The sequence below is a fragment of the Nostoc sp. NOS(2021) genome, assembly GCF_017115025.1.
GTDB lineage: Bacteria > Cyanobacteriota > Cyanobacteriia > Cyanobacteriales > Nostocaceae > Nostoc.
Window position 1 is genome coordinate 1 of the sequence record NZ_JABXKM010000098.1, and the last position, 26,296, is coordinate 26,296.

The 26,296-nt window shown below is 42.7% G+C and carries 20 protein-coding genes and 2 pseudogenes; 15 read left to right on the forward strand and 7 right to left on the reverse strand.

Annotated features, from left to right (window positions below; genetic code table 11):
• Positions 1–151: 151 nt before the first annotated feature.
• Entirely contained in the window at positions 152–625 is a 474-nt protein-coding gene (locus tag HWQ41_RS11930) for a cupin domain-containing protein (protein WP_292762901.1), read from the reverse strand.
• 287 nt (positions 626–912) lie between these two features.
• Here HWQ41_RS11930 and HWQ41_RS11935 point away from each other — a divergent pair, with 287 nt between their 5' ends.
• The 6 genes from HWQ41_RS11935 (at position 913) to HWQ41_RS11960 (ending at position 6,303) form a co-directional block, all read left to right on the forward strand.
• Positions 913–1,194 carry a DUF433 domain-containing protein gene (locus HWQ41_RS11935; protein ID WP_292762903.1) on the forward strand — a complete coding sequence of 94 codons (282 nt, stop codon included), beginning with the start codon at positions 913–915 and terminating at the stop codon, positions 1,192–1,194.
• A complete protein-coding gene (locus tag HWQ41_RS11940; protein WP_292762906.1) occupies positions 1,191–1,538 on the forward strand; it encodes a DUF5615 family PIN-like protein in 348 nt (115 codons plus the stop codon). Before HWQ41_RS11935 ends, HWQ41_RS11940 begins: the two co-directional genes overlap by 4 nt.
• A 132-nt stretch (positions 1,539–1,670) precedes the next feature.
• Positions 1,671–2,381, forward strand: a complete 711-nt coding sequence (locus tag HWQ41_RS11945; protein ID WP_292762909.1) for a TIGR04283 family arsenosugar biosynthesis glycosyltransferase — start codon at positions 1,671–1,673, stop codon at positions 2,379–2,381.
• Between the two features lie 247 nt (positions 2,382–2,628).
• Positions 2,629–3,135, forward strand: coding sequence for a DUF1993 family protein (locus tag HWQ41_RS11950; protein ID WP_292762911.1), 507 nt, complete (start codon positions 2,629–2,631; stop codon positions 3,133–3,135).
• Positions 3,136–3,626: 491 nt separating this feature from the next.
• Positions 3,627–4,400, forward strand: coding sequence for a TVP38/TMEM64 family protein (locus tag HWQ41_RS11955; protein ID WP_292762914.1), 774 nt, complete (start codon positions 3,627–3,629; stop codon positions 4,398–4,400).
• Positions 4,401–4,752: 352 nt separating this feature from the next.
• Positions 4,753–6,303: a mercuric reductase gene (locus HWQ41_RS11960; RefSeq protein WP_292762916.1), complete on the forward strand. Its 1,551-nt coding sequence runs from the start codon at positions 4,753–4,755 to the stop codon at positions 6,301–6,303.
• Positions 6,304–6,620: 317 nt separating this feature from the next.
• Here HWQ41_RS11960 and HWQ41_RS11965 read toward each other — a convergent pair whose 3' ends face one another.
• Positions 6,621–9,677 carry a PA14 domain-containing protein gene (locus HWQ41_RS11965; protein WP_292762918.1) on the reverse strand — a complete coding sequence of 1,019 codons (3,057 nt, stop codon included), beginning with the start codon at positions 9,675–9,677 and terminating at the stop codon, positions 6,621–6,623.
• Positions 9,678–10,516: 839 nt separating this feature from the next.
• On the opposite strand from HWQ41_RS11965, the pseudogene HWQ41_RS11970 reads away from it, so the two are divergent.
• Both HWQ41_RS11970 and mgtE read left to right on the forward strand, forming a co-directional pair.
• A pseudogene (locus tag HWQ41_RS11970) lies at positions 10,517–10,786 on the forward strand (hypothetical protein); the annotation flags it as partial.
• 195 nt (positions 10,787–10,981) lie between these two features.
• Positions 10,982–11,837, forward strand: a pseudogene (gene mgtE, locus HWQ41_RS11975) (magnesium transporter); the annotation flags it as partial.
• Between the two features lie 66 nt (positions 11,838–11,903).
• Here the strand turns inward: mgtE and HWQ41_RS11980 are convergent.
• Positions 11,904–12,161, reverse strand: coding sequence for a hypothetical protein (locus HWQ41_RS11980; RefSeq protein WP_292762920.1), 258 nt, complete (start codon positions 12,159–12,161; stop codon positions 11,904–11,906).
• A 217-nt stretch (positions 12,162–12,378) separates the two neighbouring features.
• Positions 12,379–13,251: an SDR family oxidoreductase gene (locus HWQ41_RS11985; protein WP_292762922.1), complete on the reverse strand. Its 873-nt coding sequence runs from the start codon at positions 13,249–13,251 to the stop codon at positions 12,379–12,381.
• An 815-nt stretch (positions 13,252–14,066) separates the two neighbouring features.
• Here HWQ41_RS11985 and HWQ41_RS11990 point away from each other — a divergent pair.
• Positions 14,067–15,668 carry a peptide ligase PGM1-related protein gene (locus tag HWQ41_RS11990; protein WP_292762924.1) on the forward strand — a complete coding sequence of 534 codons (1,602 nt, stop codon included), beginning with the start codon at positions 14,067–14,069 and terminating at the stop codon, positions 15,666–15,668.
• A 710-nt stretch (positions 15,669–16,378) separates the two neighbouring features.
• Here the strand turns inward: HWQ41_RS11990 and HWQ41_RS11995 are convergent.
• Together HWQ41_RS11995 and HWQ41_RS12000 are read right to left on the reverse strand one after the other, a co-directional pair.
• On the reverse strand, positions 16,379–18,166 hold the full coding sequence (locus HWQ41_RS11995; protein ID WP_292762926.1) for a protein kinase: 1,788 nt from the start codon (positions 18,164–18,166) through the stop codon (positions 16,379–16,381).
• Between the two features lie 214 nt (positions 18,167–18,380).
• Complete coding sequence (locus HWQ41_RS12000; RefSeq protein WP_292762927.1) at positions 18,381–18,728, reverse strand: hypothetical protein; 348 nt, start codon at positions 18,726–18,728, stop codon at positions 18,381–18,383.
• Positions 18,729–18,837: 109 nt separating this feature from the next.
• On the opposite strand from HWQ41_RS12000, the gene HWQ41_RS12005 reads away from it, so the two are divergent.
• From HWQ41_RS12005 to HWQ41_RS12025, 5 genes are all read left to right on the forward strand, one after another.
• Positions 18,838–20,109: a DUF4255 domain-containing protein gene (locus tag HWQ41_RS12005; RefSeq protein WP_292762929.1), complete on the forward strand. Its 1,272-nt coding sequence runs from the start codon at positions 18,838–18,840 to the stop codon at positions 20,107–20,109.
• The gene (locus tag HWQ41_RS12010) at positions 20,106–22,097 is read left to right on the forward strand and encodes an ATP-binding protein (protein WP_292762931.1); all 1,992 of its coding nucleotides are present in this window, start codon (positions 20,106–20,108) and stop codon (positions 22,095–22,097) included. Before HWQ41_RS12005 ends, HWQ41_RS12010 begins: the two co-directional genes overlap by 4 nt.
• A 283-nt stretch (positions 22,098–22,380) precedes the next feature.
• Positions 22,381–23,481, forward strand: coding sequence for an AAA family ATPase (locus HWQ41_RS12015; protein ID WP_292762933.1), 1,101 nt, complete (start codon positions 22,381–22,383; stop codon positions 23,479–23,481).
• Positions 23,481–24,191, forward strand: coding sequence for a DUF4276 family protein (locus HWQ41_RS12020; RefSeq protein ID WP_292762935.1), 711 nt, complete (start codon positions 23,481–23,483; stop codon positions 24,189–24,191). The genes HWQ41_RS12015 and HWQ41_RS12020 overlap by 1 nt, the downstream gene beginning before the upstream one ends.
• A 206-nt stretch (positions 24,192–24,397) precedes the next feature.
• Entirely contained in the window at positions 24,398–25,063 is a 666-nt protein-coding gene (locus HWQ41_RS12025) for a GUN4 domain-containing protein (RefSeq protein ID WP_292762937.1), read from the forward strand.
• Here HWQ41_RS12025 and HWQ41_RS12030 read toward each other — a convergent pair.
• Entirely contained in the window at positions 25,060–25,863 is an 804-nt protein-coding gene (locus HWQ41_RS12030; protein WP_292762938.1) for an SAM-dependent chlorinase/fluorinase, read from the reverse strand. The genes HWQ41_RS12025 and HWQ41_RS12030 overlap by 4 nt on opposite strands.
• A 111-nt stretch (positions 25,864–25,974) precedes the next feature.
• On the opposite strand from HWQ41_RS12030, the gene HWQ41_RS12035 reads away from it, so the two are divergent.
• On the forward strand, positions 25,975–26,130 hold the full coding sequence (locus HWQ41_RS12035; protein ID WP_292762941.1) for a hypothetical protein: 156 nt from the start codon (positions 25,975–25,977) through the stop codon (positions 26,128–26,130).
• The last annotated feature ends 166 nt before the right edge of the window (positions 26,131–26,296 follow it).

A 26,296-nucleotide genomic window follows, 5' to 3' on the forward strand; every position in this document is an offset into this window, starting at 1 on the left:
CAGGGCTATTTCATTCTCATCTAGTCCGCCTCAGAATGAATTCACCAGTCTAATAGCGAAAGTCGTCTTTAGACGACTAAGAAAAGGTTATAGTCCGTTAAAACGGACTTTAGCTATGAGCCGCTGAACTTCAGTTCTGGGCGTTTTCTGTCTAGAACGAAATAGCCCTGGGTGTGCCATCGTTACGAATAAGTTTTCTAGACTTGCCATCAGGGCTGGGTGTTGTCATCAAATTTTCATCAGGGTAAGTAACTTTGTCATTGGGAGTACGGTCTCCTACTTCTAAATAAATAGCAACCACCGATGAGCGATTTACTAAATGATGTCCATTTGCCTCACCTGCGGGAAATCCTGCTGCCATTCCTGGTGTGAGAATTTCTGCACCTCTATCTGTGAGTAATGTTAGTTCACCCTCCAAGACATAGATAAACTCATCTTGATGAGAATGCCAGTGTCTTATAGAAGAATAGCTTCCAGGCTCTAACTTTACCCGATTTACTCCAAAGTTTTGCAATCCTGCAAAGTTACCTAACCGTTGCCGTATTCTTCCTGCAACCATTGGCTTGAACTCATCAGGGTAATTTGTGCGTATTTCGCTAGGTACTTCTTCGGGATTAATAATCATTGAATTACCAATTGGGAAACAGATTTATTGCGGATTATTGCACATAATTTAGAACAGGCGATAGATGAGCTTTACCCAGAAGGGGAAAAGGATAATGTACGGGCGTATTGCAATACGTTCCTCCCCATACGGTACAGAGCAAGTATTTTTAAATAATTGATGCACCTCAATAAAAGAAGGCAGCTATGCTAGAGAAAAGAAAGATTGTTTCATAGGCTTTTTAACTGGATAGTTATTTCCGATGTGATGTACTAGTACAATATTCCTTAATGAATAGAGATTTAGTTATGGTTCAAGCTACAGAGCATATTTACATAGTTAGGGATGATGCAATTCTGGGTGGTGAACCGATTATTCGTGGAACACGCACACCTGTGAGAGCAATTGTGGAAACTTGGCGCATGGGAGTTGCACCGGAAGAAATTCCCCAAGGCTTACCACATATTACTTTAGCTCAAGTGTTTGATGCTTTGAGTTACTATCTTGATCACCAAAATGAAATCAACAGTTATATTGAGCGTAACCGAATTCCAGATGAGCTAATTGACTCGTTGCTTCAAAACCCATGAGCAAAATTTTTATTAGCCTCTATTTGGATGAGGATGTTAACGTAATATTAGCAGATTTGGTTAAGGCTAGAAACTTTGAAGCAACCACTGCACAAAAAGCGGGTCAGTTAGGGAAAACTGATGAAGAACAGCTAGCTTATGCAGTCAGTCAAGGCATGACGTTATTAACTCATAACCGCGTAGATTTTGAAATTTTGGCACAAGCTTATTTTGTAGCGAGTCAAGAGCATTCTGGGATTATATTAGCTTTTCGTCGTCCACCCCAGGAAATTCTGAGGAGATTACTAATAATTCTGAATCAAGTCACCGTTGATGAGATGAAAAATCAGCTTCGTTATATCTAAAGAATATAATCTGTTTGCGGTGAGGAAACAAAGGCACGGCTGAGAGCAATCTGAAAATAACAGTAGAGTGTTCATTCCCTGACAAGGTTGAAAATAAAACTCAGTAGTTTTAGACCAGTAAATTCAGCAATTATGAATCAGAATATTGGAAGTGCCAGAATTTCTATTATTATTCCAACTCTCAATGAAGCGGCGAATATCAAAGAAGCAATCGCAACTACTCAACCCAGTACAAATATAGAAATAATTGTCGTAGATGCTGGCTCACATGATAGCACATTAGAAATTGCTCAGTCATTAGATATCAAAGTTATCTTATCGTCTCCCGGTCGGGCTGTTCAAATGAATGCTGGTGCTGTAGCTGCTAGCGGTGATATTCTGTTATTTCTCCATGCAGATACCCGTTTACCGACTGGGTTTGATGATATGATTCGGACAACGCTACAACAGCCGGGGATTGTGGCTGGTGCGTTTAACTTGCGGATTGATGCCTCACTTTTAAGTTTACGATGGGTGGAGTGGGGAGTAAATATGCGATCGCATTTTTGCCAAATGCCCTATGGCGACCAAGCAATTTTTTTAACAAAGGCAGTATTTCAGCAAATCGGCGGTTTTCCTGAATTGCCCATCATGGAAGACTTTGAACTTATGCGTCGTTTAAAACGCACCGGACGCATTGTAATTATTCCCACACCAGTTGTTACATCAGCCCGTAGATGGTTGCAAAAGGGAGTATTCAAAACTACGCTACTTAATCAAATAGTAATTATTGCTTATTTACTCGGTATTTCACCTCAGCGAATTTGTAGCTGGTATCGCCGAGAAAAATTTAAGAGGGTTTAAGCTGTTTTTTATGTAGGTAGTATATCTTCGCTGATGATTTGTCCGTTGTTTCCCAACGCTGTTAGAAGGTGCGATCGCGCTGTAGGGAAGATCGGCTCCAGTTGTATAAGTTCGTTCATAATATTCAGTATCTTTGGATCTGTGACTAAATTCGGTTCCATATTTTTTTACACCATATTATAGTCAATTCCTCCTAATATTAGATGGGCGGCTCAAAGTCGTTTGAACTTTTTTTGGAGAAATATCAATGACTATATCAATGTACAAAGCTTCAATACCCGTGTCTATTCGCACACTCAATAACCTTGTAGCTATTCTTGAAAAAGGTGCTGCTTATGCTGAAACTAAAAAAATAGACCCTTCTGTGTTGATCAATAGTCGTCTATCCCCAGATATGTTTCCATTATCAAAACAAGTACAAATTGCCTCTGACATCGCAAACAGAGGCGCTGCACGACTAGCTCTTATAGAAGCACCAAAGTTTGAGGACAATGAAACTACATTCCCTCAACTTATTGACCGCATTCATCAAACTATCTCTCATTTAAATACTTTTAAACCTGAGCAAATTGACGGTTCAGAAGAGAGAGAAATTACCCTACAGATGCGTGACAATACTCTATCTTTTCAAGGAATGCCATATCTGTTCTACTTTGTTTTACCAAACCTTTATTTCCATGTCACAACAGCATATAACATTCTCAGACACTGCGGTGTAGAACTTGGCAAACAAGACTTCCTTGGTCAGCCTTAATCAGAGCAATATCTAACGCAATTTTTTCGACAATTTCCGAGCAAAACTTGCGTTAGATATTGCTTGGGTTAGTAAAAAATATACTTATTGACTTCTTGGCATTGTGGGGAAAAGTTTTTTCTTCTTCAACATTTCTCTTTTTCAGTAATTACACCGACTTGAATCTCGCCGATTAATTAATGAATTCTTAATTACTGGTAAAGAAAAAGGATTAGATTTCTTAAATCTTCAACAACCGGGGATTAAGCTAATTGCTGAAAAACGAGATATTCGTTTTGTGATGATTGACAAATTAAAGCACCAACCAGCTGTTAGTAAGATTTTTAAATAAAGAACTATATATACACAGATGAAACATTGTTCAGACGAACTATCCCCAAATCTCTCTGGCACAGCAGAAATTTGAACAAAAAAAACGCTCTCCTATCACTCTAAACCTGCTCCCTACTCCCCATTCGTTGATTTAAAAATTCTTCTTATGCGTGCAAGTTATGAACAAGCAATTAATCGCAAATCGATTTAATTTTAGAGACTTACGTAAATTTTTTAGATTAATTTTATTAATATTACTACTAAGTAGCTTTGCTTTTTTGTTAAATACTGACTTTGCCTTAGCACAAGAATCTGCAAATTCAAATTCTTTCAATCCCCAAGCAATTTTACGGAATGCGTTGCAGTGGATTGATAGCCTTGGTACACTGGGAGCGATCGCTTTTATTGCCCTTTACATTATCGCTACCGTCGCTTTTTTCCCAGGTTCTATTCTCACCTTGGGAGCGGGTGTAATTTTTGGTACAGTTTGGGGTTCTCTCTACGTGTTCATTGGTGCAACCCTTGGCGCTACTGCTGCTTTCCTTGTGGGACGTTATTTAGCAAGAGGCTGGGTTGCTAGTAAAATCGCAGATAACAAAAAATTTGCTGCCATTGACCAAGCTGTTGGTAAAGAAGGATTAAAAATTGTCCTGTTAACGCGACTGTCTCCCATCTTTCCTTTCAATTTACTAAACTATGCTTTTGGAATTACGGGAGTTTCACTTAAAGATTACTTTATCGGCTCTGTAGGCATGATTCCTGGAACCATTATGTATGTTTATATTGGTTCCCTTGCGGGTAATCTGGCCATGATTGGGACTGAGGCTCAACCTACCACCCCTACTTTACAATGGGCAATTCGGATTTTGGGTTTGATTGCAACAGTGGCTGTGACGATTTATATTACCCGTATTGCCCGGCAAGCTTTAGAAGAGCAGGTAAATAGCAATTAAAATGCTAAAGATAAATTATCCCTTGCTGAAAGCGGGAGCATCTCAGTGAAAGCAAATATACCAGACGAGAAACAAGATTCTTTCTCCCTCTCCTTACCAAGGAGAGGGTTGGGGTGAGGTTTTACAAGGCTTTTTACACTCATTGAGATGCTCCCGCTGAAACCTTTATACAGGAAAGCTTTAATATTATCTGTCAATTCCAGACGGACAGAACAGTTCAAAGGCTGTATTCGTTGTTAAATAAGCATTAAAAATAAAAGATTGAGCCGCCTAAATCTATAGGTATTCTTAATTTTGAATACCGCAAAGGCGTTGACTTGAGCATTTTTAATTCTCAAATGAGGTATCACCAATGTCCAATTCAGATTTAGAGATAGTCACAGTTCGCCCAATGGATGAGTATAACCAAAAGTTGGTGTCTTACGTCCATCCGCCAAATTGGGTTAATCCTCAACCCGCCGATGTTTACGACTTGGTAGTAATTGGTGCTGGTACGGCGGGATTAGTAGTGGCGGCGGGTGCGGCGGGTCTGGATTTGGGTTTAAAAGTGGCGTTAATTGAAAAGCATCTCATGGGTGGAGATTGCTTAAATGTTGGTTGCGTACCATCTAAAACTATTATTCGGTCTGCTCGCATCGTTGGCGAAATCTGGGATGCTAAAGACTTGGGAGTTAATATTCCCCAACATAATATTGATGTTGATTTTCCCAAAGTCATGGCCAGGATGCGGCGGGTAAGGGCTGATATTAGCCATAACGACTCAGCTGAACGCTTCTCATCGTTGGGTGTCGATGTCTTTTTGGGTAGCGGTCGATTTGCAAGTAAAAATACCGTGGAAGTTGGCGACAAAACTCTCCGGTTTAAAAAAGCTGTAATTGCTACTGGCGCTAGAGCTGCACAACTGTCGATTCCGGGAATTGAAAAGGCGGGTTATCTAACTAATGAGACGGTTTTTTCGCTGATTCAACGACCGGAACGTTTGGCGGTGATTGGTGGCGGCCCCATTGGTTGCGAATTGGCGCAGGCTTTTGGGCGCTTGGGTTGTGAGGTGGTACTTTTCCATAGCGGTTCTCATCTTCTAAATAAAGAAGACGCCCAGGCGGCTGAAATTCTCCAAAAGGTTTTGATTAGCGAAGGAATTCGCGTCGTACTGAATTCCAAATTAGAAGAAGTGGTAACTGTCACCGAAGGAAAACGGCTTTACTTTTCCTCCAATGGTCATCGAGATTCGGTGACAGTAGATGAAATTTTAGTCGGTGCGGGGCGATCGCCGAATGTGGAAGGTTTAAATTTAGAAGCAGTGGGTGTAGAATACGACAAGCGCCAAGGTGTGAAGGTAAATGATTATCTCCAGACAACCAATCCCAAAATTTATGCAGCTGGCGATATCTGCATGAACTGGAAGTTTACCCATGCTGCCGATGCCGCCGCGCGGATTGTGATTAAGAATACGCTGTTTTCTCCCTTTGGTTTAGGACGCTCGAAACTCAGTAGTCTGGTGATGCCGTGGGTAACTTATACTGACCCAGAAATTGCCCATGTCGGGATGTACGAACACGAGGCGCAGAAATTGGGTATTGAGGTGACGACAATCAAGATACCTTTTAGTAGTGTAGACCGAGCGATCGCAGATGGTGAAGAGTCAGGATTTCTCAAAATCCACCATAAAAAAGGGTCTGATGAAATTATCGGTGCAACTATTGTCGCCAGTCACGCGGGTGAGATGATATCAGTTGTGACTACGGCAATGGTGAATCAGATCGGTTTGAGTAAATTAAGTAGTGTGATTCATCCTTATCCCACTCAAGCCGAAGCTATTAAAAAAGCCGCTGATACTTATCGTCGTACACTCCTGACATCAAATACCAAAAAAATATTGGGATTTGTGACAAAGTTATCTTGACCAAAATCAGTTATTAGTTATCGACTGTTCACTGATAACTAATAACTCAATACACTTGGGTTAAGGCTTGCTCCTCCCTAACCCTCCTTAAAAAGGAGGGAATTAGAGCAAGCCTTAAGAAGGGGGGATCTTCCGGGGCAAAGTATCACTAACAGCAAGCGTATTGACTAATAACTGAGAACTTAGCACTTACGCATAAGAGATCCCCCAACCCCCTTAAAAAGGTGGCTTTTTAGATCCCCCCCTTTTTAAGGGGGGTTAGGGGGGATCGAGGTTTCAGGTTTTGAGTGCGTAAGTCCTAAACTGTTATGTGATCTCTAAACAGCTCGGAAGCGATCGATCTCGCCTGCGGTGAAGTTTGCGTAGTACAGATTACCATCCTGTCCAGTGGTGATTTGTACAGGCACCCCTAGATTAGGCGTGTCTGCTTGGGAAGCAAACCGCTTAACTGAGACAACTTTGCCCTGACTATCGAATGTCAAAGCATCGATAGTTCCTTGACTGAAATCACCAACGAATAAAGCACCTTGATAGATTGAAGGGAAAGTATTGCCTGTGTAAAAGTCACCCATGACGATCGAATTGGAACCAAAATGCTTGTAAGTGTAAACTGGTGCTGTAACAGCTGTGCCACTACTATAAAAGTCTTGCGCTGCATCTAGGCTAGAATATTTTGGTTGTTTCAAGCTGACGAGATTGCCATTCGCATCAAGTCCACCTTCATAGAATGGCCAGCCAAAGTCAGCTCCTGGTTTTCCGACATTGACCTCTTCGTAAGTAGTCAAGCCAACATCACCAATATAGGGGGTATTGGTTTTTTTATCAATTGTGAAACGGAAGGGGTTACGTAGACCTAAGTCATAAACTTTGGAACGATTGCTATTGGGGTCACCGTTATAGAAAGGATTATTTGATAAGCCTTGACCAGTAATCGGATCAATCCGCAGGATCTTGCCGGACAGATTATTGACATCCTGGACGCGAATTGCTCTGGGGTCAATCCCATTGTAGGAAGTGCCATCTCCGAAGCTAACAAACAAAGAACCATCGGTACCAAAGCGTACAGCACCAACTGAGTGAGATTCACTATCGTTCGCTACAAAATTCTGGACATCTTGGACTTTATCGAGATTATTCAGATAATCCTGCAAACTGGTAAACGGCTTACCAGTATCTTTGTTGAGAATTCCTGATGGTGCATAGCCAAGTGAGACATCTGTGCTATCTCCATCTGGGTGGCTGATATTATCCCAAGTGCCATTTGTGCCGATCAGCACAACTTCGCTGCCAGCAATAGCAGTAGTATAATTAGTGTTGGGGTCAGCTGTCACACGAGTTAGCCGTCCAGTCCGATTCCCACTCTGATCGGCATCGTCCAAGAACTGATTGGGATTGTTCTGGGGATTGTTTGGATTAGTTTCTGGTGGATCGTAGGCATACAACAGGTAAACATAGTTATTGCCGTTTGGACTTTTGCCAAAATCTGGATTTACGGCAATGCCCAACAGACCGCGATCGCGCGCACTATTTACTTCTCCAGAAATATCGATAAATGGTGTTGATAATAAGGTGCCGTTTTTCAAGACTCGCACTACCCCATCTTTCTGGGCAATGAACATGGTCTTACCGTCAGATGTCCAGTCAAAAGCTGTGGGTTGAGTCAAACCAGAAGCTACCGTGTCTAAAGCAAATTTACCAGAGTCATTATCGAGAATAGTGATAGTTGTCTGTTGAGTAGTTAGTTGCACTCCAACAGCGTTACTGAACTTCAAAGTAAATGTTTCATCTGGCTCCTCAACGGTGTCATTAATAATGGGGATAGCAATGGTCTTGCTGATTTGTCCGGCTGCAAAGTTCAAGGTTCCAGATGCAGCCTGGTAGTCAGATCCCGCCTTAGCAGTCCCATCCACGGTTATGTAGTCCAGACTAGCAGCCCCCAAAGCGCTACCCCGTGTAACTGTCACCGTAGCAGAACCGTCACCCTCATTAACTACTGGCTGAGTAAAGTCGAGGCCAGAGCGATCGTTATCTTGAATCGTAATTGCCAGAGTTCTTTGGAGTCCTATTGTTGCCCCCTGTGGCTGATCAATGACAAAATTAAAGGTTTCATCAGCTTCTGCTAAGGAATCGTCATTGATCGGAATGGATACCTGTCTGCTGCTTTGTCCCGGCGCAAAAATAACTGTTCCAGCGCTTTCGATGCCTTCACTTCCGTAGTCAACTCCTGCTGTGGCAGTACCAGATAGAGTGGCATACTTGATTGAAGATGTGCTGCTTAAATCACCAGTTCTCAATAAAGTTACCGACACACTACCATCGCCTTCGTTCACAGTCGTGGAAGATGATCCTAAGGTGATGGTGGACTGAAGATCTGGTGAATACAGTTGGGACTGGGGAATGATTTCCTTTGCCTGAGAAGCGCTTGACCAAGACAGTTGAGAAACGGCAGAGAAAGTATTTTCGTAGTATTCGAGTTTAATATCGTACTTCTGACCTGCAACCAGTGCGATTGAACCACTGTATTCTGTGGCAGAGTGATCGGTAAACTGATTGATGATTTGTTGACCATTCACCGACAGTCGCACACCATCATCACTATTGGTGTAGAACTTGTAAGTCTCGCTGTATTCGGCTTGCACCTGGCCTGTCCAACGCGCTGAGAAGGTATCTGCACCGATGGACGGATCTGGAGAACCAGTGCCCCAGATAAAGTTCACCGTCGGATCTGTGCGAGTTTGCTTTAGGTTGGTGAAGTCGATGTTGTCGTAGTACTGTGCTGTGAGTCCGTTGCCATTACCAGGTACGTTGACATTACTATACAGTTGGGACTGAGGAATGATTTCCTTTGCTTGAGAGGAGCTTGACCAAGCCAGTTGAGAAACGGCAGAGTAAGTATTTTCGTAGTATTCGAGTTTAATATCGTACTTTTGACCTGCAACCAGTCCGATTGAACCACTGTATTCTGTGGCAGAGTGATCGGTAAACTGATTGATGATTTGTTGACCATTCACCCACAGTCGCACACCATCATCACTAGTGGTGTAAAACTTATAAGTTTCGCTGTATTCGGCTTGCACCTGACCTGTCCAACGCGCTGAGAAGGTATCTGCACCGATGGACTGATCTGGAGAACCAGTACCCCAGATAAAGTTCACCGTCGGATCTATGCGAGTTTGCTTCAGGTTGGTGAAGTCGATGTTGTCGTAGTACTCTGCTTTGAGTCCATCTCCCTGAGATAGCACGCTAGCACTAGCCCGAACGGAAGTACTGTTGAGTTGTGCCGGATCATCTAGAACAGATGGTTGAGCAGCAATTGTTGGACTTGCAGATGTTGACAACTGTTGATTAAGACCTTGATTCTGTAAATCATTCATTGAGATATATGCCTCGCAATAGTGCTAAAACTAATCCCATAATCAATGCTTTCGGATTAGTTTTATATTGAATGTTTTCAACAAAAAATGCGTAATTATGCTAGGTGTAAACATATTGATAAGCTATCATTATTGTGCCTATTAATATATTTATTAATGCTGATACTATTTCACTCAATTGCTGATACAAACAAATTCTTTCTTTTAGTATGCTCCTTCACTAATCTGCTGCCTATTTGTATCAACATTAAAATAAAAGAGCATGACATGACATGAGATATCTTCTCTGAAAGCAGATATATAGAAAAATGTGTATGACAAGAAATACTAAAGATTAGTTTAAGGGCTATTAGTCCTTATTAATCTTTGTTTTCTTTCTACAAATTTCTGAATTTTTAATGCATGGAAATTCAGTTTGGTGAATTTAATAAAAAATTATAAATCACCATTGTTGAGAGCTTCTAATCTCACTGATGTGCAGGTACATGGAGTTGAGGCAAAGCAAAGCAACGCCCAATCGGGGCAGATACATAACATACTTTACTTAAGTAATCAGAAGTGATAACTTTACATATTGTGTTTAAATTTTGTTATTGGATTAATCAATTACACATTTGACACTAGATTACGGTGTTCTGTCTATCTTGTTTATGAAACTTTGTTTGAATATTCACATTGATCTATCCCTTTTTAAAGGAATATCAAAGTTTTGATGAACTTTAAATAAAAGTTGCCAACATATTGGATGAGATCATCTTTTTTATCTAATTACATAAAAATTTTATAAAGAGAATTGTTAATATTTAAAGATTTGAAAAAGTATTATTTATCTATGCTTCATCTTCACTGTCAATTTATATCTTTTCATATCTTTGTTACAAGCAGCAGCAGAGATTAGGTTATTTGATGAATTACCTGCAAAAGTAGTTAATCGCCTGCTAGAACAATTGAGTCCAGCAGAACGTCAAGCTACAGCCCAACTATTGGGTTATGAAGCTGATACTGCTGGGCGAATCATGACGCTAGAGTTAATTTCGCTGAAAGAAAACTTTACAGTATCTCAAGCCCTAGAGCGAATTTGCAACTTAGCTAATGCCAGTGAGATGATTATATTATCGAATGGCACTAAGAAAAGCCCAAAGGCTTGTGTCACCTCGTTCCCAGTCTTAAGACTGGGAATGTATTCCGAGAGGCTCTGCCTCTGGTCAAGAAAGAGGAGGCGGCAGCCCCCCCAGGATGGGTTCCCAGCCTAGAGGCTCTTAACCAGTTAGGGTAAGGGCTGTATCTTAACTTAGTGCCATTCGATTTAATATCTTTATGTCACTGATGCGGAAAGGCGCTTAACGGGGATTGTATCGTTACGGGAGTTGGTGACATCTCAGCCTGAGCAAATTATTGGCGAAATTATCACCCCTGATGTGGTGTTTGTCCACACTGATACAGACCAGCAAGATTAATCCAAAGATATGACTTTCTGGCTGTGCCTGTGGGAAATCGAGAACAGCGTCTAGTAAGTATTATCACCGTAGATGATGTTATTGATATTCTGCAACAGGAAACCACCGAGGATATCTATACCTTGGGTGGTGGTTTGCAGTCGGAGGGCGACAACTATTTTCAGATGTTACTGGAAATTGCTCGGAACCGGGTTGTGTGGTTATTGGTCTTACTTATAACCAATACCATCACAGGAACAATTATTAAGTCGCAAGAAGATATTTTGGCAAAAGTGGTGACACTGACGGCGTTTATCCCCTTGTTAACTGGTACTAGTGCTAACGTGAGTGCCCAATCTTCTACAGTGGTGATTAGCGGGATGAACACCGATGAGATCCGATCGCTTGGCGCATTCTAGGTAATTGGCCGCTAGGCGATATCTGACGACAAGCCGAAGAAGCGTCTACGCTGGGGCATTATTGGCAGCAATGTTAGGTGCGATCGCTACTGTCTGGGCTGATTTTCTGCAAGGACGATTAGAAGTAGCGATCGCTGTAGGCACTAGTCTGGTAGCTATTTCTATTTTAGCTTCTATCTCCGGTTCAGCAGTGCCGTTTCTATTTAGCTACCTCTGTTTAGATCCAGCATTAATGTCATCACCATTCATCACCACAGCAGTTGATGTAGTAAGTAAGCGTTTTGATTTACTTCAATTTGGCGTAGGTAATTTTAAATTTATGAAAAGAGTCATTAGTCATTAGTGAATAACAAAGTACAAATGACTAACTTTTACAATTCTGATTCCGTTATTGGAGCAACAATTTCACCAGTACCCAATTGTAGTATCAAGTCCTGGTCAGTAATCAATCCGCTTAGTTCCTTCACTTGTAAATTCATTTCTTCACAAGCTTTTCTGAGTTCTAGTGCAAATTTGTTGAGGTCTTGACCATAGCCACATTGATAAGCAGCAGTTTCAATTCCTTGCTTGGCATTTGCTCTAGCACAATCTACTAGTTCCGTGCCATGCAGTGGTGTAGGAGATGCCATAGACGTAGTTATTATTTCTTAAATGTACGCTGGTAAATAGATTATCAATATTTCAACATTGACTCATCCCTCCAATGGAAGACAAGGAGGGTAGAGTTAGGAGTTAAGAATGAAGAAGTAAAAATTTATAACTCCAAACTCTAGCAATTTTAGATTTAGATTTTGGATTGAAAGAAAAATCTCAAATCCAAAATTGAATGACTCCTAACTTTTTTACTTAGCCATTGACAACTTCTCCACCATTAACATGTAACACTTGTCCAGAGATATAAGAACCATCATCAGAGGCTAAAAATACGTAGCTAGGTGCAACTTCTTCTGGTTGTCCGGCTCGTTGCATTGGTACTTGTTTGCCAAAAGTTTCAACTTTCTCTTTGGGAAAAGTTGAGGGAATTAAAGGTGTCCAAATTGGCCCTGGGGCGACAGCATTAACGCGAATTCCTTTTGATACTAAGTTTTGTGATAAGGAGCGAGTAAAGGCAACGATCGCACCTTTTGTAGATGAGTAATCTAGTAGTTCTGGGTTGCCTTTATAAGCTGTTACCGATGTGGTATTGATGATAGAACTACCTGCTTTTAAATGCTTGAGTGCAGCTTTAGTCATGAAAAACATCGAGAATATATTAGTGCGGAAAGTCCGCACTAGTTGTTCTTCGGTGATTTCCTCGATACTATCTTTCGGATGTTGTTCGGCGGCGTTGTTGACGAGAATATCGAGTTTGCCAAACTCACCAACTGTTTGTTGTATAGCTTGCTGACAAAAAGTTTCATCGCCAATATCACCTGCAATGGTTACTGCACGACGCCCTTGTTTTTCTACCAAATGTTTTGTTTCTTTGGCATCGTCGTGTTCATTGAGGTAAAGGATCGCCACATCTGCACCTTCTTTAGCAAATGCGATCGCTACAGCACGACCAATACCACTATCTGCACCCGTAATCAATGCTACTTTATCTTGTAATTTGCCACTACCCCGATACTGGGCATCATCTGCTTTGGGTTTTGGCGTCATTTCTGATTCAACACCTGGTGCTTCTTGTTGCTGTGGCGGTTGTGATTTTTTTTCTTTTTGCTCTTTGGATTTAGCCATAGGTTTTGTTTTGGTAATTGAATATTGAATATTGAATTGGGCATTAGGTATTGGTTACACCCCATCTCCCTCATTCCAAAAGTAAACCTTGGATAGAAAGTTCAACCCAAGGTTTATTTTCTGCTTTGGCTCCCACTAGCCATTGGCAATTTTAGGCATTTATACTCACGCTGCTTGTAAAATTTACTTATTGCTGGCAACTGTACACGACTGACATTATTTATGCTCACACCTGACACACGCTATTCACTTGACCACCAAAAACAAGTACACAACCTCATGTGATGAAAGATTTATCCTTTTCATCTGCTTTCAAGTTAACTATTATGTTGCTGTAGTTTATCGCTCCCTGGAGGTAAAGTAAGCTAAAATTTGCTCAACCTTAAGACTGACAAATAAATTAAATAAATTAGATTTACGGAATTAGTTTATCGTAAATTAAAGGGTTTAAGACCCCTACATCTATATGTAGCAACCATTTCAGTCGGGGTTTAAATCCCCGTCTGAAATGTCTTTAATTTTGAATTTTGAATTTTGAATTTTGAATTGTTAATCTTATCTCTTCTGGCTCAAGAATCATGCCATTTTCGATAAATGAAAATATAGATTTCTACTTTTTCCGTTTGTGGTCGCAAAAATACTTACTCTCATGCCATCTACTTTCGTTAATATTAATATTTATTTAGGCTGATATCTCCATAGCTGCCTTCTTGCAGACTAAATTCCTTGCAAAAGCATCTGACGACTAGTCCTGAAACTAATCGTCCAAAATCCTGCGTGGTGCGCTACATTGGGATCATTAGAGAGCAGGGGTTATGGCAATACTAAATATTTCCGAGTTAGAGCAGGTTGAAAAGTTTCGCCACTTACAATTAACCCTACGCGATCGCTGGAAAACGATCGAGCTATTTGACAATAGTGAAGCGGATATTTTAATTATTCCCTCCTTGAGTCTCGACCAGCGTGAACTCCAAAAAATCGAAGGCTGTGAACATTATGAAGAAAGATTACTATTTTCCTTAATTCGGTTGCAAAATCCCCGGACTCGGCTGGTTTATGTAACATCAGTACCGCTGCATCCTAGTATCATTGATTATTATCTGCAACTGTTGCCAGGAATTCCCTTTTCTCATGCTCGCAATCGCTTGCTGCTACTTTCTACTTACGATTCTTCCCTTAAGCCCCTCAGCCAAAAGATTTTAGAACGCCCCCGCCTGCTAGAGCGGATTCATCAAGCTTTGAGGCTAGACAAATCATTTATGATCTGCTACAACTCTTCGCACTGGGAAGGCGAATTGTCTGTAAAATTGGGTGTACCACTGTATGCTGCTGCACCAGATTTACAGATTTGGGGGACAAAAAGTGGCAGTCGGCAAATCTTTGCCGAAAGCGGAGTACCGCATCCAGATGGCAGCGAAAAAATTTGGAACCACACAGATTTGGCAGAAGCTACCGGTGATTTGTGGGAACGACAACCGACATTACAACGGGTAGTCGTAAAACTCAACGAAGGCATTTCTGGAGAGGGGAATGCATTGTTGGATCTTAGACCGATTCAGAATTTAGCACCCGACAAAGGTACTCATGCCCAAAGGGTAGCAGCAATTAGCGATCGCTTCTCAACAATGCGCTTTCAAGCTAAACAAGAGACTTGGGACAATTTTTCGGGAAGAATCCCGGAATTAGGCGCAATTTCCGAAGCATTTGTGGAAGGCAAAATTAAGCGATCGCCCAGCGTCCAAGGACGGATCACACCCAATGGCGAAGTAGAAATCCTTTCAACCCACGACCAAATTCTCGGAGGCCCAGACGGTCAGATTTATCTTGGTTGTCGCTTTCCCGCTGATGAAAGCTATCGATTGCAATTACAGCAATTGGGACTACAAGTTGGCAGAAAGCTAGCAGATAAAGGCACTTTAGAGCGATTTGGCGTAGATTTTATCGCCGTTGACAAAGGTAATGGAGAGTGGGATATTCAGGCGATCGAAATTAACCTGCGTAAAGGTGGCACAACTCATCCATTCATGACCCTGAAATTATTAACGAACGGTCGCTATGACCTTTCCACGGGTTTATTTTATAGTCAGCAAGGTCGTCCAAAATACTACATTGCCACTGATAATCTGCAAAAAGAGCGCTATCAGGGATTATTGCCTAATGATTTGATGGATATCATCGCTGAACAGAGACTGCACTTCGACAGTGGTACTGAAACGGGCACAGTGTTTCATCTTATGGGTTGCCTTTCGCAGTTTGGCAAGTTGGGATTAACCAGCATCGGTGATTCTCCACAACAAGCACAAGACATTTATAACAAAGTTGTCAAAGTTCTGGATGAAGAAACCCGCAGCGAAAATCATGATTTCTCAGCGTTTTCAGATTATTCCTTTCCCGTGGCTTGGGATGAACATAGTTAAGGAATGTCGTTTGTAACACATGAATCGGCTGTAGGGGCGTACAGCAGATTCCTGCGTGTCAACTTCAGCTAAGGGATTACCAAGAAATAAATTATCCAATCTTGTGGGGTGGACATCTTGTCCGCCCTTATTCATGGGCGGGCGAGACGCCATTGGTGTCAACTTAAGGTGAAAGCCAGTCTAGAAGAAGCTTTTAAAGATTTAGGACTTACGCATGAGTTACGGAATAACGAACCGCAGAGGCGCAGAGAAGCCAGTGCGTTGCGGGGGTTCCCCCCGTTGTAGCAACTGGCGCGACACGGAGAAATCAGAGTTTGAGAGATATTTTGCGTAAGTCCTAAGATTGTCTCGTTTGTCTCGTTAAGAGTCTCCGACTGGGAATGCCTAATGCGAGGCTCCGCCTCAAGACTTGCGGCAGAGCCGCGATGAGGTGCATTTCCAGCCAGAGGCTGGAAACGAGGTTTTAAAAGGGTTTTGGCTTAACTTGACACCAATGGCGAGACGCCCACCCCACAAGAAAAGTTAGATGTTTTTTTATTTGGAAGTCCCTTGTATCACGCCTTCGGCCTATGTTCGGAGCTAAAGAATGCCTGATTCAAGGTGAGGAACTCCGGTTTCTGTTGAAGGAGTCCAAAATGTTGCGAGCAGCCTGTATGTAAAAGTAGACGCGGTTTCTAACCGCCCTTTTAACTTGAAAGCTGATTAGCTGATTAGTTCTGAATGCGATCGCTATTAGGTAAATTTTGCTGGTTGCTTGGCTCTTTACGAGCTTGAAATTGAGTATATATATAGGTTACTAATGCTAAAGTCAGCCCAATGGCTAAGACCACCCCCACACTTCGCACGAAATTGGGAGTAATTCTCGTAGTTAGCTGCTCACTTAGCCTTGGTTGGTAAATAGTGTCATCCGTTGGCACTTGTGGTCTGCCTTGATTGGACGCAGGTCGCGGTTGATATAACGTTTTATCTGGCGGTACTTGTGGGCTGCCTTGACTAGACGCAGGTCGCGGTTGATATAACGTTTTATCTGGCGGCACTTGTGGGCTGCCTTGATTAGATGCAGGTCGCGGTTGAAACAACGTCTTATCTGGTGGTACTTGTTGCCCGCTTTGATTAGATGCAGGTCGTTGTTGATACAACGTCTTATCTGGTGGTACTTGTTGCCCGCCTTGATTAGACGCAGGTCGTGGTTGATACAACGTCACGTCCGGTTTGCTGGCGTTCGGATTATTCACAGGACTCTGTTGATTTGGCTCAACTGGGTTAAACTGTCTCGGAACGGTTTCCTGAGATTGGTTTTGCTCAATCGGGTTAAACTGTCTCGGAACAGTTTCGTGATTTGAACCCTGATTGTACGCAGATGGAGGACGCAGAATAGTGTCGTCGTTCGATTGTCTGGGAATAGTTTCGTGATCTGAACCCTGATTGTATGCAGATGGAGGACGCAGAATAGTGTCGTCGTTCGACGGAACAGTTTCGTGATTTGAACCTTGATTGTAGGAAGGTTGCGATCGCTCAGTAATCTGTCCGGGTACACTAGTAGTTCCTGTGGCAAATTTGGCAGCAGCTTGCAAAGCCTGATTCAGTTCTTCTACAGTTGCAAATCGGTTAGCTGGGTTCTTGTGGAGGCATTTCATCACCACCGCTTCCAATTGTACGGGTAAGTTCTCACACCCTGGTTGCGATCGCAGTGGTTTCGGTGGCTCATAAGCATGAGCTAATACCCAAGAAGCTTCACTAACATGACTACCCTTAATGCTGATTCCAAATGGGTCGGCTGCACTCAGCATTTCATAAAGGATAATCCCTAAGCTGTAAATATCACCCCTGGCATCCAAGTTTTTATCGCTTTGGATTTGTTCAGGAGGTGCGTAACGAAATGTACCGATAAATGTACTCGTTATATTTGTAATATTGGAATTTTCTGAAGATTCACTACGAATTTTGGCAACACCAAAATCCAAAACCTTGACCCACTCTCCCAAATCTGTCGGCACTAGAAATATATTATCTGGTTTCAGGTCGCGATGAACTACCTGAATATGTTCAGTGGTTTTTCCGCCATCCCGTTGCAGAGTCACTCCTTGATGGGCAAGCTGTAGACCCTTGCAAACTTGCGCCATAATCTTCACCGTCCGCTCAACAGATAGCCGCTTTTCGCGCAGCAGCAGTTGTCCGAGCGTTTGCCCCCGCAAATATTCCATTACGTAAAATGGAAAACCTTCCGGGGTTACACCACAGTCACTAATCTTAACAATGTGATCACTTTGCAAAGCAGCACAAACTGCCACCTCACGCTCAAAACGCTTTCTCATTTCTTGTGATGCCACCAGCGTATCTTTGAGCAACTTCAACGCTACCTGCTGACCTACACGGGTGTCTGTTGCCAGGAAGACTTCTCCCATGCCACCCCCGCCTAACCGTCTGTCTAAACGGTATCGCTGGTTATCACCTACGAAGCGACCATTCCAAGAATTTGAAGAAGGTGGGGATTTCATCTGCGGGAACCCATCCTAGTTACTTTAAAGGTTAATTTTAGTCAGAGATAATACTAGTATTACAAAATTGTTTGTTTCCTAACCTAGATAAACATTAGTAATATATGCTACTAGCATTGATTTAAATATACTCAGTTTAACATAAAAGTAATGCTAGCAATTTGATAAAATGTTTAAAATTAAGACCTATGGCAGTTGAAATTTGTTCCTGATGTTAAGTTAACGCAAATTCGACGAGTGTCGTCAGCTTCAGGAGTGCTGAGTGCTGAGTTACCCCATAGATAAATGTTCCGACTGACAATGCCATTGTTCCGACTGACAATAGCATTGTTCCGACTAACAATGCTATTGTTTCGACTGACAATGCCATTGTTCCGACTGACAATGCTATTGTTTCGACTAACCAATGCCATTTCTCTTGTTCCCATGCTCCGTATGGGAATGATTTCTCTGTGCCGCGCCAGTTGCTACAAACTCCTCCACCCCCGCAACGCACTGGCTTCTCTGCGCCTCTGCGGTTCGTTATTCCGTAACTCGTGCGTAAGTCCAGTTGTGTGTACACCGTAGCCTTTGCAAGGGGGGTAGAGAATATTTAAAGTTTTGCAAAATATATTTTGTCAATGTGCTGTGGCGTACATGATTAATATGTGCTATTGCCATGAGGAATCAGGATGAGTAATATGCTCTCTATAGCCGCCGTGACAGCAGTACTAAAAGTCTTGCTGGAAAATGGTTTAGTCAGTGATCCGATCGCTGCTAGTGTTGGTGATGTGATTGTAACTGCCCTACCGCCTGATCGAATTTCAGTTGAAGCTGACGAGCGTGCTCAACTTAACCTCTTTCTCTATCAAGTGACGCAGAATCGCAATGTCGATTGGGTATCTCAGGAATTTCGGAGCAGGCACTCACGTATTAATGGAAACCCGCGCTCTCTGACTCCACCACTAGCTCTTGACCTCCATTACTTGCTCACAGCTTACGGAGCCAAAGATTTTCAGGCGGAGCTTTTACTGGGGTACGCAATGCATTTATTACACAAAACACCAGCTATTACATCGGATATTATTGAAAATACTCTGATCAATGCATCTACAACCAATACCTCAAGTGCTTTTTCGCAAGCTGTGGCAAGTGTGTCTGTATCTGATTTAGCTGAACAAGTTGGGCAGATCAAACTGACTCCAGAGTTTTTTAACATGGAAGAAACTTCTAAGTTATGGTCTGCTTTACAAACGCACTATCGACCTTCAGCTACCTATCTGGCATCAATGGTATTGATTGAAAGTAGCAATGACAACTCTGAAAGTTCCTACATGATGCCCTTGTCTCAACCGAATATAGAGCAAATTACCCCTCCGACAAAGACTGATCAAATGATTGTTGTGGGCACAACATTAGTAATTCGTGGTAAACGGTTACGCGGTGAGATCACACGAGTTCGTTTGGGTAATACGGAGACATTAATAGTACCTCAAGATGTTAAAGAAACCCAAATCAGCTTGTTAGTCCCGCCAGATTTATACGCAAGCGTGCAAGGTGTTCAAGTTGTACATTTAACAATGGGCAATGCAGAGCAAACAGATCATCTAGTTGAATCAAACATTGCGGCTTTTGTCCTACATCCAACAATTACAGCATTCGTCGCTCAAGTGGAAAATAGCGGTGACAATTTACGCGCAGCAGAAATTACCGTTAAATTCCAGCCCAAAGTTGGTAAGACACAGCGAGTAGTTTTGCTACTCAACGAAGTGGCAGGTGATAGTCCGGTAGCTTACTCTTTCTTTGTTGCACCACGCACCCAAGACACTGATGCAATCACTATTCCTGTCAAAAACGTGAAGCCAGGAACTTATATTGTCCGGGCGCGGGTAGATGGAGCGGAAAGTCCACTGCACAAGAATCAGTCTGGAGAACATGATTCGCCACAGGTGACTATTTTATGAATGCTACGACAATTAATCGCAATTGGGATGAGGCAAACTACCGCTATCTATCAGCAGCACTAGCCGTGGTGCGTGGTATTTTAGAAAATCACACGGCAAAAGAGCAAAATCAACCAGAGGAGAAAAACCAAGAGAATTTACAGCAAGCGTTACAAGAAGCTGCTGCTGCTATGCCTGCACCATCGGCATTAGAGAGAGTATGCAAAATGTTTAGCCTCTCATCTTTTGAACGTGATTTGTTGCTGTTGTGTGCAGGTATGGAATTGAATGGAGATTTTGCCAAATTGTGTGTTAAAATCTACGGGGATTCACAACGAGCTTACCCAACCTTGGGTTTAGCTCTGGCAGCTTTACCTGATGCTCACTGGGATGCGATCGCTCCAAATAGTCCCTTACGTCATTGGCGGTTAATTCAGATTGGTGACGGTCATGCCCTTTCCCTCAGTCCGATAAGAATTGACGAGCGGATTTTACATTATTTGACGGGTATCCAATATCTTGACGAACGCTTGGCTGGCATCATTGAACCATTACAAGAGGTTAGTGATTTAGTACCCTCGCACCAAGATTTAGCAGAGCGAGTAGCAGCAGTTTGGTCGCAAGCTTACAAGGTTAATAGCTTGCCAATTGTCCAGTTATGTAGTAAAGAAACTGCTAGCAAACGCGCCATTGCCGCCACAATTTGCCAACTCCAAGGTTTAAGTCTGTGGGTAATGCCTGCACAAGTTATTCCATTAGCACCTGGGGAGTTGGATAATCTCATTCGCCTGTGGACTCGTGAGACAATTTTAAGTAAGTGTGCGTTACTCATAGACTGCAACGAACTGGATACTAATGATACAGCGCGGCTGAATGCGATCGCTCGTTTCATCGAACGCACCAAGGGCTTTTTAATAGTCACCAGTCGGGAACGGATAGGACTATCACAACGCCTGGTAGTTAATTTTGAAGTACATCAACCAACTAGCAAAGAACAAGGTGCAGTTTGGCAAGATGCATTAGGGGCGAGTGCATCGCAAATGAATGGGCAAGTCAAAACCTTAGTAGATCAGTTTAACCTAAGTGCCGCAACCATTCGCGCTGCTTGTGCAGAAGCCGCAGGACAGTTGGCACAAACACCAGAAACCGATATCACTAGCATTTTATGGGATGCCTGCCGTGTGCAAGCACGTCCACGCTTGGATGAACTTGCCCAGCGAATTGAGCCATCTGGTGATTGGGAAGACTTGGTATTACCAGAGGCACAGAAACAAGTTATCCGGGAAATTGCGGCTCATGTTCGTCAGCGTAGTACTGTATATCACAATTGGGGCTTTGGGGCCAAGAGTGCGCGGGGATTGGGAATTAGCGCTCTATTTGCAGGTGCTAGCGGTACTGGTAAAACCTTGGGGGCGGAAGTACTGGCCCATAAATTGCGCCTCGACCTCTATCGTATTGACCTATCATCGGTAGTCAGCAAATATATTGGCGAGACAGAGAAGAATTTGCGCCAGGTATTCGATGCAGCAGAACAAGGCGGGGTGATTTTGTTGTTTGATGAAGCTGATGCTTTATTTGGCAAACGGAGTGAAGTCAAAGATGCCCGCGATCGCTATGCTAATATCGAAGTCAGCTACCTATTGCAACGTATGGAAAGCTACCCAGGTTTAGCAGTCCTGACTACTAATCTGAAGAGTGCAATTGATACAGCCTTTCTGCGGCGGATTCGCTTTGTGGTGCAGTTCCCCTTCCCGGATACAACGCAACGAGCCGAGATTTGGAGACGCGTCTTTCCCGCCGACACCCCAACCGCAGACTTAGATGCTCTGCAACTGGCACGACTAAATGTCGCTGGGGGTAATATTCGTAACATCGCCTTAAATGCAGCTTTTCTGGCTGCTGATGCTGGGGAAGCAGTGCAGATGAAACATGTATTGCGGGCTGCTCAGACAGAATATGCCAAGTTAGAGAAGCCTTTAACTGAGGCGGAAGTTGGGGGGTGGATGTGATTTAAAATCAATTTAGCATTAAAATGGTGCAAGACTTGAAAAAATATCTGGTCGTAATACTAATTCTATGTGAGGCTGCGCTTTATTCGCGTAGCGGCAATTCATGAATTGCCGCTACAGTCTGTAGTTTTGCATCAGTCCTATAGGCGCATCTTCAAACAGAACTTAACTATAAGGTTTTTCAGATTTTCTATTTGCAAAATCAAAATAATGCCTACTAGAAGTCTGTGGGTGTTAGACAAGAGAAAGCAAATACACATTTACGGATTCAGGAGACCGAGTTTTGAACAAGCTGCAACGATTAACCCTTAACGGATTCAAGTCTATTAAGGCGATGGATCTTGAGTTGCGTTCCTTAAATATCTTGATTGGAGCAAACGGAGCAGGCAAAAGCAATCTCATCTCGTTCTTCAAGATGCTTAATGAGATGATGGTTGGACGCTTCCAACAATATATCGGTATGTCGGGGCGTGCTCAGTCCCTCTTGCACTTTGGGCCCAAGATAACTCCTCAGATCGAAGCAAAATTGGAGTTTGAAGTCGAAAACGGGGTAGATATTTATAATCTGCGATTATTCCATGCCGCTGTTGATACGCTGATCTTCGCCCAAGAGACATTGAGCTTTCTGGAAACGGGTAGGACATCCCCAAGGATTGACCAGTTGGGTGCAGGGCATCAGGAAACAAAAATTAGTGAAGCAGTACAGGAAGGTAAACAAACAGCCAGGACGCTCAAGTACTTGCTCGATCGTTGCCGTGTATATCACTTTCACGATACATCTTCTACAGCGCGAGTGCGGCAATCCTGTTACATTGGCGATACCCGATGGCTCATGCCTGATGCCGGAAATTTAGCTGCATTACTTCTGAAATTCCGCAAAGACAGTATTTCAGCTTATCAACGTATCGTCGGAACAATCCGTTTGATTGCACCATTTTTCGATGATTTTGTTCTTGAGCCAGATGCATCTAATCGTGTCATTCTGAACTGGCAAGAAAAGGAGTCAGATAGTGTATTTGGACCCCATCAATTTTCAGATGGCACTTTACGCGCTATATGTCTTGTAACACTGCTCTTACAGCCGGAGGATGAACTACCAGAACTCATCGTTGTTGATGAGCCAGAATTAGGTCTTCACCCCTATGCTCTAAATGTTGTGGCTGCCTTGTTTAGCAAGGCTTCACTCCATACGCAAATCCTCATCAGCACCCAATCTAGTTCTTTTTTGGATAATTTTGATCCTGAAGATGTGATTGCGGTAAACCGAGAGGGTAAGGAATCGCAATTTAAGCGGCTAAATCCCTTAGAATTAGAACCTTGGCTCGACGAGTACAGTCTGGGAGAAGTCTGGGAGAAAAATATCGTTGGGGGAGGACCACATTAATGATGCGCCTCTACCTATTTGCTGAAGGACAAACCGAGCAGACATTCGCCGACACTTTGATAAAACCGTACTTAGCTCAACGTGAAGTGTTTATGCACTACCCTCGGCTGATCGCTCACGCCAGAAAAAAGGGGAAGGTGCATCGCGGCGGTGGACGTAATTACGCGCCAATGAGAAATGATATTCTGCGATCGCTCAACGAAGATAGTAATCGTGATGTATTCTTCACTACCATGATTGATTTGTATGCTATCCATCCTGATTTTCCGGGATTAGCTGAAGCTGAGAGTCTGCGCCAAAATCCCATAGAGCGAGTTGAATTTTTAGAGCAACGCTTTGCAGAAGATATTAACGATTACCGATTCATCCCGTACATTCAGTTACATGAATATGAGGCATACCTTTTTGCTGATCCAACGTGCTTTGAATACCTTGATGCTAGTCGTACAAAGGAAATTGAGGCTCTCCAGGCGATCGCTAATCAATATGAAACACCTGAGTTGATCAACGACGGACAGCAGACATCTCTCAGTAAACGCATCATCGCTCAGTTTCCTGATTATGAAAAAGCGAAGCCTGTTTTTGGGACACAGTTGGCTGAACGGATTGGACTGCAAGTAATTCGGAGCAGGTGTCCCCACTTCAACGCATGGCTGTCACGGCTAGAATCATTAAACAATTACCGTAACAACTCTGCTGAGACAGTCTGAGTGATTGACTAAGTACTTATTCTGCTTAAGAAAGCCCAATTGCAGACCAGCATTGCCTCACTCATCTTTTATTTCCCGACAACTCTATTGTTTTCTCTATGTATTAATCTTGACAATTATCAAAAAAAGCTAAAATATACATCTATGTGGTAGGGGTTAGACTAAATTCAACCTGGGGCGTTCAAAGTAATCAGAAGCATCCAAAAATGGCAAAGAATAATCAGACTGTTCTGGCACTAACCTTACTAATCACAGCAAGTCTTATAGGTATATTTGCTGTTTTAGGCTGGATTGGATATTCGTTAACACGGTCTAAGTCTGAGATCAAAAGCCCAGAAAGCACTGATTTAGTTAAGACAACTACTAATTCTAACTCATTGAAGCAAGTAGAAATTACCACAGCCCGCAATGTCGATTACAGCCAGTTGCAGAAATATTTGCAAAGTAAAGATTGGCAAGCATCTGACCGAGAAACTTACCTGAGAATGCTAGATGTTGCAGGGACTAAAGCACAAGCGGAGGGTGCTATTGCCAAAGATGAAATGAATGCACTTTCGTGTGTTGATTTGAAAACCATTGACAGGCTTTGGAGTACAGCCAGTGATGGGAAGTTGGGCTTTAGTGCTCAAGAAAAGATTTTGAGGGAACAAAAAAACGACTATCGCAAGATGTATGACGCGGTTGGATGGCAAACGTTAACAGGTGAGTGGCTGATTCAGTGGAACTATAATCAGCAAACTAAAAGATATGAGTATAAACCTGGCAAGGAACCAAACTTTAAAACCTTCCCCCCAGGACATCTGCCAACTGTGGAAAGAGGATATAACTTTGATGTTTCTCTTGATGCGGCACTCACAAAGTGCGGTATTTAAGTTAGCACAACTTGAAGCGTTTCTTGCCAATCTAACTGCAACTGTGAGTGAGCATTGCCGCTATTAATGGCAATTTCTACCCAGCCGTGACTGCCAACTAAAGCTATTATCTCTCCCACGTTGACATCACTGTAAGTTTCACAGCCTGGTATACTCAATCCAGCGACTTGCACACACCAACTTTTGCCTTGTACGTAACTCCCTGGAATGTTGCTCACTAAGTTGCCAAAATTGTCAATATATTGAATACAACCCCCTACACCAGTGGTTGTCTGCCTGCACTCGCCTACATCCAGTTTTACCAAACTTGCTGGATCAATTTCTTGTCCTAGCTGTTTGAGGGAGACACCACTGGCAAGATTAGCTCCCACTGGTGCAAAGATATCTCTACCGTGAAAAGTCTTGCTTGGTTGAGGAGTTCGCCAATAATTAAGATTTGTGAGTTCGACGGCGGCGATCGCTGGACTTTGACTAAGTACCCCGCTAAAGATACCATTATCTGGGCCTACCAGAAACCCTTGAGCAAATTCTACTGCGATCGCTCGTCGCTTGCTTCCCACACCCGGATCTACCACCGCTACATGCACTGTTCCAACTGGGAAATAGGGATAAGCATTCATCAGGCTAAACCTGGCTGCTTTGATGTCTTGCGGCCCAATTTGGTGAGTTAAGTCTACCACCGTCAGTCTTCTGTTGATTTGGGCTATGACTCCCTTCATTATGCCTACATAAACATGGCGATCGCTAAAATCGCTCAGTAAAGTCACGAGTGGTTGTTGATCTATCTGCTTCTTAGACATATTTGAGCTAAAATCTACATTAAGTTATAAACTTCTGTAGCAACAGCTACAGAATATATGCTATGTTAAGAACACAAGACATAAAGCGAAAAATTAAAGCGGGTAATCACTATGAGTCAAAATAGACTACAAAGTGTGAGCAAATCACGAGAAGCTCACAGAGCGAATATTCAAAAAAGCCTAGAGCATCGGTTGCAAATAGCCAGAGCAAAAGGCGACGAACAGCTGATTCGTCAACTGGAAGCTGAGATGAGGTATTCCAGCTAAATCAAGTTTTCATTGTTCATAGTTTTGTTGTGTAACCCGCTACGGCGGGTTTTTTCTTTTTAGGGGATTTCCTGGCAATTTCGTTCTTACAGCGTTTTTCAATTAATTGAACTATTAAACTCAACGAGGTTGTCACCAACCACGTTGGTCTTCAAAACCGTGCGTG